Here is an 11,848-nt window from a genome sequence, read left to right on the forward strand (position 1 = left end):
TCGCCACCTTCGGGGCCAATGTCGATAACCCAGTCGGCTGCGCGAATGACATCCAGGTTATGCTCGATAACCAGCAACGAATGACCTGCAGCCTGCAGCTGGCGAAAAGCTTTCATTAAAGTGGCAATATCGGCAAAGTGCAAACCGGTGGTGGGCTCATCAAACATAAACAGAATGTGTTCACTGTTTTTGCCTTTGCTGTTGGCCAAATGCCCAGCCAGCTTCAGGCGCTGGGCTTCGCCACCACTTAGCGTAGGTACCGCCTGCCCCAGCTGCACGTATTCCAAACCGACGTCTGCCAAGGGTTGCAGGCTTTTCAGTACTTCGGGCCGGTCAGAGAAAAAGCCTAACGCTTCGCTGACGGTCATGGCCAGGACATCGGCAATGGATACCGCACGCTGATCTTTTAGCAATTTAATTTCTAAAATTTCGTCGCGAAAGCGTTTGCCATCGCAATCGGGGCAGCGCAAATACACGTCGCTTAAAAACTGCATTTCGACGTGTTCAAAGCCGTTGCCCTGACACGTTGGGCAGCGGCCATTGCCAGAGTTAAAACTGAATATTCCCGGTTTGTAGTTGCGCTCTTTGGCTTGTGGTGTGGCGACAAAGCATTTACGAATCGCGTCGTAGGCACCTACATAGGTGGCTGGGGTGGAGCGTGTGGTTTTGCCAATGGGGCTTTGATCCACCATCACCGCCTGATCGATAGACTCAAGGCCTGTAATGGAGTCGAAATCGCCGGGCGCTTCGGTTTGCTCGCCAAAGTGCTTTAACAAGGCCGGGTGCAAAATCTGTCGCATTAAGGTGGATTTACCCGAGCCACTGACGCCGGTTAAACACACCAGTTGTCCCAGTGGAATGTTCACCGTCGTATTTTTAAGGTTGTTTTCCCGCGCGCCACTAATGCAAATGTGCTTACCCTGACGTTGCTGCAAGGCCGGTAAATACTCGGCGGCAATTTCACTAACGCCTTCGCCGTGCGCACCGAGGGTGGTTGTGGCGACTTCAATACGCTCACTGCCGTTTAAATAGCGCGCGGTGGTGTTGGTTTTGTTTTTCAATAGCGCTTTGGGTGTGCCAAAAAATTCGATGTTGCCGCCATCGCGACCGGGCTTTGGGCCGATATCGATAATGCGGTCAGCCGCCAGAATGACTTGCGGATCGTGCTCGACCACCAGTAATGAGTTACCCGCATCGCGCAGGCGGTGTAACACATTAACCAACCGATCAATATCCCGTGGGTGTAATCCCGTACTGGGTTCATCCAGCACAAACAAGGTGTTGACCAGCGAGGTGCCCAGGGCGGTGGTTAAATTAATGCGCTGTACCTCACCGCCGCTTAATGTGCGCGACTGTCGATCCAGTGTTAGGTATTCAAGCCCCACTTCACACAAATACCCCAGCCGCGAGCGAATCTCGTTAAGCAGTAATTCGGTGGCCTCGTCGATGGCCGACGCACTTTCTTCTTGCGCGTGAGCCGATTTTTTTTGTTCACTGTGCGCGGCAATCTGGTTAAAGAATTCCAGCGCGTTGGTCAGTGGCAGGCGCAGTGTATCCGCAATATTCAAGCCGGGTAGCTGGTTAAAGGTGCTGTCGGCAAGGGTCGTCCCCACAGGCTTAAAGCGACTGCGACCGGCCAGCGCGTGTTCGGCTTGCGCCTTATTGCCGATGCGCCACCATAAAGACTCGGGTTTTAGGCGTGCCCCGCCGCAAGCTTTACAAGGCGTGTAGGCGCGATACTTAGACAACAGCACGCGAATGTGCATTTTGTAGGCTTTGGATTCCAGCCAGTCGAAAAATTCGCGCACGCCGTACCAAACGCCTTTGTCCCAACTGCCCTCGCCTTCCAGCACCCATTGGCGGTCAGCGCTGGATAAGTCGCGCCAGGGCGTGGTGATGGCAATACCGCGTTTTTTGGCAAACTTAATTAAGTCGCGCTGTACCTCGGCGTAGCTTGGGGTTTGAATCGGTTTAATGGCACCCTCTTTCAGACTTTTACTTTCATCGGGTATGACAAGCCCCCAGTCCACCCCAATCACCCGGCCAAAACCCCGGCAGGTGTCGCAGGCACCAATAGGTGAGTTAAACGAAAAGTGGCTGGGTGTGGGTTTGCCGTAGCTGATATCGCAACTTGGGCAATGGTGATGGCTGGAAAACCTGGCGGGGTCGCCCGCTTCGCGTTCGTCGTTTAGCGGGTATACCAACACATGGCCTTTACCGTAGTGCAGCGCGGCTTCCAGGGCTTCGGTTAACCGGCCGCGGTTTTCGGCTGTCAGGCGCAAACGATCCTGCACGACCTCTACCCGGCTGCCCTCACGCTGATGAACACGGGCGTAGCCCTGCTGATTCAACAGCTGTAGCACGTCATCGTCACTGAGATTTTCGGGCACCGTAATGGGCAAACACACCATCAGGCGTTGCTCGGCGGGCCAATTTTTGTACAAGTTTTCGACAATGCTCTGTGGGCTGTCGGTGACAACCTTTTTACCGCAGCCTGCACAGTACAAATCGGCCAGCCGGGCAAACAGTAACTTTAAATAGTCGTTCAGCTCAGTCATGGTACCGACGGTAGAGCGAGATGTGCGCACGGTGTTGCTCTGCTCAATGGCGATGGCGGGCGGGATACCGTCAATGCTGTCGACCGCGGGCTTGTCCATACGGTCAAGAAACTGGCGCGCATAAGCCGAAAAGGTCTCGACATAGCGGCGCTGGCCCTCGGCGTAGATGGTGTCAAACGCGAGGGTAGACTTCCCCGAGCCGCTCACCCCGGTAACCACCACCATTTCTCCCAGCGGGATATCCAGGTCGAGGTTTTTAAGGTTGTTTTGGCGCGCGCCGCGCACTTTGATGGCGTCGAAACTCATGGCTGGACTCTCACGACTAAAATGACTGGCTAAATATACAGGAGTGGCCGGTAGTGGCCAAGGCTTACAACAGCACTACGACCACTCGGAAGTTATGGTTCAGCGACAGCTTGTTACCAAAGCCATTCCAGCAAGTGGTGCAACGGATCCAGGCTTAGGCTAAAAACAGCCAGAGAAGTCAGGCAAACGGCAGTGATGGGTGCGATGCGCCTACCCCTAGCAGGCACCGATGAGAGCAAGGCTTTCACCCGGGCCTGGGTGTGGCTATGGGCAAAAAAGCTGGCATTGTTGGGAGCCTGAACCTTTTGTTGCAGACGCGCCACATCAATAATGGTTTGCGCCACCTGAGTTGGCTCGGCGTTATGGCAGGCGGCCAGGTCACAGGCTTTTTCGTGGTTGAGGTCTAAATCCTCAAGCAACGGACGGCAAAGCGGCAGCAGTGGCAAAAGTGCCACCCTTGCGATGAGCGTGCGCAGGTTATCGCCACGCTGGCGATGGGCACGCTCGTGGTCGGCGATGATCTCGAGCGCCGCGCTTGGTAGTGCCGTCAGTAACCCCTGGCTTGCCACCAGTTTGCACCGCCAGAACCCCAGGGTGAATACCGTGGGTGTCGTCGTGGGCAGCACCCACCACTCACCACGGCGTTTGGCCAATTGCAGCAGCTGCGACGCATAACGCCGACTGCCCTGCCATACCCAAAACACCCTTGCCAACAAGCCCGTCAACAGTAGCGCACCTAAAAGCAGCAGCGCCAATGGGTACTGAATATCCGGCCGATGAGGGTCACAGATAGTACCGTGGCAATGCGACAGCAGTAATCCGCCCGCCCCGCCATTTACAGCCCATACCAAAGCGGCACTGAGTACAGCCGGCACACTGTATAACGTTAATTGTACGACGGCACTGTCAGCGGGATGCAAGCTCATAAGGTAGCGCCGCACCAGCGGATAGACTGCGCGTAATAGCAGCAGGGTAAATACCCACAACATCAGCCACTGACTAAGGGGAGCAAAAAGCGCGCTCATGATTCTTCCTGCCGCTTTTTTCGTTTTGCCGCAATCAGCTGTTCCAGCTCGGTTAACGAGTCTTCACTGATAGTATCGGCGAAGTCTACAAATCCGCTGAGAATGGGAGATAACTGCCCAGTGTGAACCTTGGTAATCACCCCGCCCAACAACTTCCCCAAAAATTCACCGCGCTCTAGCGCTGGCTGATAAAAGTAAGCCCGACCCCTTTTCTCACGGGTCAGCCATTGTTTGCGGTGTAAGCGTTCCAGCGTGGACTGCACCGTATTCAGGCTTAAACGCTCGCCCTCGGGCAACCTTTGCCAAATGGTTTTTGCCTCCTGCACAGGGGCATCCCAAAGCAAGCGCAGAACCGACAGTTCTAACTCGCCAAGCTGGGGTAAGGCATTACTTTGTGAACGATTTTTCATCAAAACTCTTAAAACCGATTGCAAAGCGGTTTTAGTGGGCCATTAAGACAGGATTAAATACGACCAATAACCCCATGAATTATATAGCTTTTTGACAAGCCTGTGGCAATTCGCGCAGGGCTTTTAAAGCGCGCTTTTCTGGCGCTACTTAAAATAGCGCGCTCGTATGAACGCGATGCTGCGCAGTGTGTGAATGCCTGAATCCAGATTACAGGTTGCGCCGTACCGCGACAATGCCAACAAAAAAGGATGAGCTATGAATCGCTACTGGCCTGCCAAGGCAAGTATGTTAGGTATATGGGTTGCAGCCCCGTGGGCTTTTGCCCATCCGGTTGTAGAAGAAATTAACGTATCCGGTCAACACAGTAATTTATTGGGCCGCAGTGTGTCGGCCTCTCAGGGGGTGGTATCGCAAGCCGATATGGAAGTGCGAGCCATGTTACGGGTTGGAGAAATTCTTGAGCTGGTACCGGGCATGGTGGTGACCCAGCACAGTGGTACAGGCAAAGCGAGCCAGTATTTTCTACGCGGTTTTAATCTGGACCATGGCACCGACTTTGCCACCTCTTACGACGGCATGCCGGTTAATATGCGCACCCATGGCCATGGCCAGGGTTACACCGATCTTAATTTTATTATTCCAGAAACCGTGGGCACGCTGCATTATCAAAAAGGCCCCTACTACGCCGAGGTTGGTGATTTCAGTGGCGCAGGCGCAGCAACTATAAAGAGTGTGGATACCCGCAATCAGGGCCTTTTGCGAATCACGGGCGGTGAAAACCAATACCAGCGCCTGTTAGCCACAGACAGCGTGCATAGCGGCGCTCATGATGTTCTATGGGCATTGGAGTACACCGGCTATCAAGGGCCCTGGACAGACGTTGATGAAGATTTAGAAAAATTTAACGCACAACTGAAAGCCAGCCACGCCTTGGCCAATGGTAAGTTTCGCTGGGGCCTGATGGCTTACCACAACAGCTGGAACAGCGCCGATCAAATTCCCACGCGAGCGGTACAGCAAGGCATGATTGATGAGCTGGGTTCAATTGACACCAGCACCGGCGGTGAGTCTTCTCGCTTCAGTGTGAACCTGGGGTTTGAAAATGAACAGTGGCTGTTTGAAGCCTATGCTATCGATTACCGCATGAACTTATGGTCTAACTTCACCTACTTTCTCGACGATCCTGAACAGGGTGACCAATTTGAGCAGGTGGATGATCGTCGCCTGTTCGGCGGCCAGGCTCGCTACACCTTGAACGGCAACTGGGACGATAAAGAAATCGAGAATCACTTTGGCGTACAGACCCGTTGGGACAATATTGCCGAGGTAGGCCTGTACACCACTCGCAACCGTTCGCGTGATGGTGTCGTACGCGCCGATGCGGTAGACGAAGCCAGTGTCGCACTTTACTGGGATAACACCATTGCCTGGAACAAGTCGTTTAAAACCGTGCTGGGAGCACGTTACGATTATTTTGAGTTTGAGGTAAGCGACAAAGTAGGTCTGAATACCGCGGGCATCGATTTAAGCAACAACAGCGGCAAGGCTTCGGACGGCATAAGCTCGTTAAAAGCCAGCGCGATTTACTCCCTAAGCGAGCACTGGGAAACCTACTTGTCAGCAGGAACCGGATACCACTCTAACGATGCGCGAGGCACAACCATTCGTATAGATCCGAATGACGGCAGCGCGGTTGACAGTGTAGACCCGCTTGTTCGTTCGCTGGGCAGTGAATGGGGTGTACGTGGCCACTTTAACAAACAGGTAAATGTGTCCGCCGCCCTTTGGTATTTAAAGCTCGATAGTGAGTTACTGTTCGTAGGCGATGCAGGTAATACTGAGCCCAGCGATGAAACCGAGCGCACCGGTATTGAGCTGACCGCCTACTACCGTCTTAATGAACGCTGGACACTGGACGCCGAATACGCCTATACAAACGCGCAATTTACCCGCGAGCAACCCGGGCGCGACATTCCCGGCGCGGTTAAAGACGTATTGCAATTAGGCATCAGCGCGGACTTTACCGGTGGCGCTTTTGCCAGTGCCCGATTGCGCTATTTTGGGCCCAGGCCACTGGTTGAAACCGGCGAGGTGGAGTCGGATACCTCTACCGTGATTAATCTTAAGGCGGGTTATCACTTTGAGCGCTTTACACTCAGCATGGATGTTTTAAATGCGCTCAACAGTCACGATCACGACATTGATTACTTTTACGAATCGCAGTTAGCAACTGAAACTGTGCCAGTAGAAGATATTCACTACCATCCGCTTGAGCCGCGTACAGTTCGCGTGTCGTTAGACATGAATTTTTAAGTAAAAAAGCCGGGCCCTGCCCGGCTTTTTTGGCTGCGGTTAATACACTATTGATTGACTAGCTTATCGCCCACTTGCTGATCAGCCACGCTGTTAAATTGCTTTATGGCCCGCAGTAAGCCGGAAGATTGATGGTAGGACGCGGAGTTAGCGTCCAGCTCAAGGGCAATGCCATTCATTTGCTTACGCACAATATTGCCTTTCAAGGTGTAAGTGGCATTACTAAGCCTTACCACCACCTGCAGCGATTGATAAAGGCGAAAATCGTCGGGCGGCGTGGCGATAAAAACACCCAACAAGCTGATGTTTTTTAAACGTCCGGCCGAGCGATTCTTACCAGGGGTAATTAACTCGGCCAGCAAGTCGGTGTTGGTGCGGGGGCTTGCGCGGTGTTCCATAGGTTAATCCTCGGGTGTAACGGCGTCGGAAAACGGCAAGTCCCGCCCTAGCCGGTCATAAATAGACACTTCGTGGTGAATTCGTGCGGCTAAATCTTCAGGCAAATCTGACCAGTCAAAACGCCAATGCCAGTTATTGTCTGTGGTGCCCGGTGTGTTCATGCGGGCGCGGTTGTCCAGCTGTAAAAAGTCTTGCAACGGAATAATGGCCATACGGGCCACCGAGGACAGCGCGGTTTTGATTAAGCCCCAGCTCGTGACTTTTGTGGTACCCAGGTAATCGGCCAGCGCGTCGCACTCGGCAGCGCTGAGGTTTTCTAACCAGCCTTTTGTGGTGTCGTTATCGTGAGTGCCGGTATAAACGATGTTTACCGGTTCAAAATGATGCGGCGCATTAATGTTTTCGGCGTTACCGTCAAACCCAAACTGCAGTACCAGCATACCCGGTAAGGCAAACGCTTTGCGCAGCGATTCAACCTTATCGGTAATTAGCCCCAGGTTTTCAGCCACAATCGGCAGTGTGTGAAAGTGATCAAACAAACTTTCAAGCAGCGCCTTGCCCGGCGCCTCTACCCATTTGCCGCCACGGGCATCTTGCGCGCTGGCCGGTATTTCCCAGTAGGCCTCAAGGCCGCGAAAATGATCGATGCGAATTAAATCAAACTGCGCCAGCTGGCCCGCAATGCGCTCGCGCCACCAACTAAAGTTATCTGCCTGCATTACCGACCAGTTGTAATGGGGGTTACCCCAATGTTGACCGGTTTCGGAAAAATAATCTGGCGGCACCCCGGCGACGGTCAGCGGCTGGCCATTGTCATCCAATTTAAATTGTTCGGGGTGGGCCCACACATCGGCGCTGTCCAGTGCGACAAAAATAGGGATATCGCCAAACAGCTGCACTTTTTTCTCTACTGCGGTTTGTTTCAGCGCCTGCCATTGGGAATAAAACGCAAATTGTTCAAAGTGCGCTTGTTCGATATCCCGCTGGTAGTGCGCTTTTGCCTCGGCCAGCGCCTTGGCATCGCGCAACCGCAAAGGTTCACGCCACTGCAACCAAGAGGCACCCCCGTGCGCTTTGCGCAGAGCCAGAAACAGTGAAAAGTCATCCAGCCAATGGTGTTGCTCGGCCACAAACCGCTTAAAGTTTTGCTCCAGCGCTTCGCCGTCTTGGGTTTTGATAAAGGCGTAAAACGCTTCACAGGCGAGCACGCGAAGCTCCGCCAACTGCTCGAAGGTTAGCGCACGACTTTCGGCCAGTTGCGGCTGTAATACCGCCTGACTGATCCAGCCCCAGTCGATTAAGGTTTGCAGGCAAACTAACTCGGGGTTACCCGCATGGGCTGACCAGGATTGATAAGGGGAGCGATCATCGTGGGTGGGGCCGGTGGGCAGCATTTGCCACACACTTAAACCAGAATCGCGTAAGAAATGTATAAAGTGATGCGCGTGGTGCCCAAGGTTACCGCACGGCAAGCGGCAGCCACCCTGCAGCGTGGCGGGCAGCGAGGTAGGATGCAGCAAACAACCGGCGGTGCGGCGGTTAAAAATATCGGCGGGTTTCACGAATGGCCGTCCGTATGTCCTTGCCGCATTACGCCGCCGTTGGCGGGTGTGCCCGAGCCTTTACTGATAGGCTGAAACACTTTCGCGGGGGCTTTTTTACCAATCAACTCGTACAGGCTGGCAATATGCTGGCGGAATAAATAGTCAAAATCGCGAACGCTGTCGGACGGGTTGTAATCACCAAACCACCAGAACCAATCGCTGCCCTCGCACAGCGCAAGTTGCGCCGTAGCAAGCGCTAAGGTTTTTTCATCCAAGGTGCCCGCTTGAACCACCGCGTCGTATTCGGTTTTTGCCTGGCAGAGAATATCCCAGGCTTTGTTTTTTTCCACGTGGGCAATCCACGTAGAAAAAGTACCGTATACCCAACTGCCTGCGCACAACCCTGCAAGACTAACCGGCGCGGGGTTTGCGGTTAACCAGTCGCTGTACGTTGTGGTGTAAAGGCGTGGGTGATCGGCAAGCCGGGCGTACAGGGTATCCAGAAAGTAATAGGCGTTTTCTGGAAAGTACTCCCAGGCATTCTCTCCATCCATAATAATTGAGATCACACAGCTTGATGGATCGCTGGCGCTGTCGGCAATATTTTCAAGGTGATGTAAAAAATCCCCTACCGCATCGTCGGCATGCCAGTTGGCGTATTCAAAACCAATTTTATCCGAGAGGCCATCGTCGCGAAAAAACACACCGACTTTTTTATCAGCCACCGTAAATTCGCGGTGGCGTTTGTCCGGGTTTTGTTCAATGTCAGAGGCGGCGGCGTGGTTTTGCTGCTGTTTTAAGCTGTGATGCATAACCGAATCACCGGTGGCGGTCCAGTTAAACCCGGCCTGGGCTAACGCGTCCAAGGTGGTGTCGCTTAACGCGCCCTCAGAGGCCCAACAACCTTTAGGTTTAAAACCAAAGTGAGCTTCAAAAACATCCAACCCTTTTTGTAAATGCCACTGGGCACGGGCCTGCCCACCCGGGTAGCAGGACGCGGCCGGCAGCTGGGCATCGGGCATCGCCTCGCGGGTGGTTTTAAAGTCTTGCAGCAGCGGAATAATGGGGTGGGCGTAGGGGCTGGTAATAATTTCTGCCTGGCCACTTTCGGCCAAACGTCGGTAACGAGGAAGCAGGTCCGTCATTAATTCCGCAATCACCGTTAACAGCGTGCGCCGGTGCTCGGCGGTAAAACCTGTGCCCTGCTCTTGCAGTTCGCTAATGCGTAAATCTTTACGGCGCACGGTTTCTGCCAGCCAGCCCAAGTGGTACCACATGGCCAAGTCGGTTAAAAACTGTTGATTGAAATAACAGGGTAAATCATCGTCTTGCCGCCAGGCATCCAGCATGTGGACTAACTGGCGAAAAGGCGAAAAGCGATCGATGATTCTGTCACGGTTCGCCCGGGTACACTTTTCCAGCAAGTCTAAAAACTCGGGGCTGCCTGGGCTCGGCCTTTCGGCTTCGCTTAACAGGGCCAGCAATGGGTCTTTAATCGCTGCGCCCTGTTCAAGGTTGGCGTTTAACTGACTGGCGTAATCGTCCAGCTGCTCAATAAGAATGGGCACAAAGTTAAATACCGCTTTGCACTCTGGGTGTGCCTCCAGGTGTGCCGCCATATCCACGTAGTCTTTTATGGCGTGCAGGTAAGTCCAGGGAAAATAATACTGACCGGACACACAGTCGCGATAGTCCGGCTGGTGCATGTGCCACAAAAAAACAACGGGTATTTTTGTGCCAGTGCTCATGATATTAACCTCTACTCTTGGTTGAGCATATCGGGGGTCACCAGCACAACACCGCCTGGCGACACATAAAACCTTTCGCGGTCCGCCGCTTCATCAAAACCGATAACCGTGTCTGGCGGGATGACGCAGGAGCGGTCAATCAAGGCCTTTTTGATTTTACAGTTGCGGCCGATTTCAACGCTGGGAAAAAGCACGGAGTCGGTGATTTCACTGTAGGAGTTCACCCGTACCCGTGGAAACAACAGCGAATGCCGCACGGTAGCGCCCGAGACAATACAGCCACCGGCCACCATTGAGTCGACTGCCATACCGCGTCGGCCGCTGTCGTCAAAAATAAACTTGGCCGGTGGCACATGCTCTTGGTACGTCCAGATGGGCCACTCAGCATCGTATAAATCCAGTTCGGGGGTGATGCCGGTCAGCTCAAGGTTAGACTGCCAAAGGGCATCGACCGTACCGACATCGCGCCAATAAGCCTCACCGCCCGAGACCGGGTCTTTAAACGGAAAGGCCTGCACTTTTCGTTTGTTTAACAACGAAGGAATAATATCTTTACCGAAGTCATGGCTGGAGCCTTCGACACTGCTGTCGTTTTCCAGTTCGTTGAACAGCACGTCCGTCGAGAACACGTAAATACCCATAGACGCCAATGCGATTCCGGGCTTGCCCGGAATTGACTCGGGGTGAGCGGGCTTTTCTTTAAATTTAACGATCTGGTAATCCTCGTCCACCGCCATTACCCCAAACGCGCTGGCCTCGGCACAGGGCACCTCAATGCAGCCCACGGTAATGTCGGCTCCGCTTTCAACGTGGGCGCCGATCATGGTGCCGTAATCCATTTTGTACACATGGTCACCGGCAAGAATCAGAACGTAGCTGGGTTCGTGGCGGCGAATGATGTCTAGATTTTGCAGCACCGCATCGGCGGTACCCGCATACCAGGAGTCACCCAAACGTTGCTGGGCGGGAATTAACTCCACAAATTCGCCCAGCTCGCCCCCTAAAAACCCCCAGCCCCGTTGAATATGTCGATTGAGAGAATGAGACTTGTACTGGGTAAGCACGCTGATACGGCGAATGCCGGAATTCACACAATTGGAAAGAGGAAAATCGATGATTCGAAATTTGCCGCCAAAATGAACGGCGGGTTTGGCGCGCCAACGGGTTAAATCTTTTAACCGGGTTCCCTGCCCGCCTGCCAGTACCAATGCCAATGTCTCGCGCGTCAAGCGACTGACAAAACGTCCCGATTTGTGGTTGGTCATAGGGTAAAGCTCCTTCTCAATAGAACGGTAGTTAACGCATAAATCCCCAGCGCTGAGTACAACCTGCAGCCACGTGAAGCACAAGGTTGTTTCAGTGTAGTACTACCTTTAGCCGAAGCTATATCCACACCTAAGGGCGCAACAATATTTTTTGATCACAGCCTTGTGGTTTACCTTTCCTGATTGCCAATTCACACGAAAAACAAACCAACGAGCCATTGTTACGAAATCATTTAACAGCAATATAGGTGCCACAAGCCTTTAGCGAAATCGCTTTTG

The 11,848-nt window shown here is 53.3% G+C and carries 7 protein-coding genes and 1 pseudogene; 1 reads left to right on the plus strand and 7 read right to left on the minus strand.

Annotated elements, in window-relative coordinates; genetic code table 11:
- Positions 1–17 precede the first annotated feature (17 nt).
- The 3 genes and pseudogenes from uvrA to D568_RS0110625 all read right to left on the minus strand — a co-directional run.
- Positions 18–2,864, minus strand: a pseudogene (gene uvrA / locus D568_RS22280) (excinuclease ABC subunit UvrA); the annotation flags it as partial.
- A gap of 113 nt (positions 2,865–2,977) precedes the next feature.
- Entirely contained in the window at positions 2,978–3,889 is a 912-nt protein-coding gene (locus tag D568_RS0110620) for a M56 family metallopeptidase (RefSeq protein ID WP_020209584.1), read from the minus strand.
- The gene (locus tag D568_RS0110625) at positions 3,886–4,299 is read right to left on the minus strand and encodes a BlaI/MecI/CopY family transcriptional regulator (protein ID WP_020209585.1); all 414 of its coding nucleotides are present in this window, start codon (positions 4,297–4,299) and stop codon (positions 3,886–3,888) included. The genes D568_RS0110620 and D568_RS0110625 overlap by 4 nt, the downstream gene beginning before the upstream one ends.
- Positions 4,300–4,555: 256 nt before the next feature.
- Here D568_RS0110625 and D568_RS0110630 point away from each other — a divergent pair, with 256 nt between their 5' ends.
- Positions 4,556–6,613: a TonB-dependent receptor gene (locus D568_RS0110630; RefSeq protein WP_020209586.1), complete on the plus strand. Its 2,058-nt coding sequence runs from the start codon at positions 4,556–4,558 to the stop codon at positions 6,611–6,613.
- Between the two features lie 47 nt (positions 6,614–6,660).
- On the opposite strand, the gene D568_RS0110635 is transcribed toward D568_RS0110630, so the two are convergent.
- From D568_RS0110635 to glgC, 4 genes are read right to left on the minus strand one after another with little or no spacing between them, the layout of a single operon-like run.
- Positions 6,661–7,011 (minus strand): PilZ domain-containing protein, encoded by a 351-nt coding sequence (locus tag D568_RS0110635; RefSeq protein WP_020209587.1) that lies wholly within the window; start codon positions 7,009–7,011, stop codon positions 6,661–6,663.
- Positions 7,012–7,014: 3 nt separating this feature from the next.
- The gene (gene malQ, locus D568_RS0110640; protein WP_020209588.1) at positions 7,015–8,574 is read right to left on the minus strand and encodes a 4-alpha-glucanotransferase; all 1,560 of its coding nucleotides are present in this window, start codon (positions 8,572–8,574) and stop codon (positions 7,015–7,017) included.
- A complete protein-coding gene (locus D568_RS0110645) occupies positions 8,571–10,304 on the minus strand; it encodes a glycoside hydrolase family 57 protein (protein WP_020209589.1) in 1,734 nt (577 codons plus the stop codon). The genes malQ and D568_RS0110645 overlap by 4 nt, the downstream gene beginning before the upstream one ends.
- 11 nt (positions 10,305–10,315) lie before the next feature.
- Positions 10,316–11,569: a glucose-1-phosphate adenylyltransferase gene (glgC, locus tag D568_RS0110650; RefSeq protein ID WP_020209590.1), complete on the minus strand. Its 1,254-nt coding sequence runs from the start codon at positions 11,567–11,569 to the stop codon at positions 10,316–10,318.
- Positions 11,570–11,848: the final 279 nt, after the last annotated feature.

The organism is Gilvimarinus chinensis DSM 19667, from assembly GCF_000377745.1.
GTDB lineage: Bacteria > Pseudomonadota > Gammaproteobacteria > Pseudomonadales > Cellvibrionaceae > Gilvimarinus > Gilvimarinus chinensis.

Bases quoted from the DNA above. Each gene is read 5' to 3' on its own strand.
- D568_RS0110620 (WP_020209584.1), bottom strand. From the start codon at position 3,889: ATGAGCGCGCTTTTTGCTCCCCTTAGTCAGTGGCTGATGTTGTGGGTA.
- D568_RS0110625 (WP_020209585.1), bottom strand. From the start codon at position 4,299: ATGAAAAATCGTTCACAAAGTAATGCCTTACCCCAGCTTGGCGAGTTA.
- glgC (WP_020209590.1), bottom strand. From the start codon at position 11,569: ATGACCAACCACAAATCGGGACGTTTTGTCAGTCGCTTGACGCGCGAG.
- D568_RS0110630 (WP_020209586.1), top strand. From the start codon at position 4,556: ATGAATCGCTACTGGCCTGCCAAGGCAAGTATGTTAGGTATATGGGTT.
- D568_RS0110635 (WP_020209587.1), bottom strand. From the start codon at position 7,011: ATGGAACACCGCGCAAGCCCCCGCACCAACACCGACTTGCTGGCCGAG.
- D568_RS0110645 (WP_020209589.1), bottom strand. From the start codon at position 10,304: ATGAGCACTGGCACAAAAATACCCGTTGTTTTTTTGTGGCACATGCAC.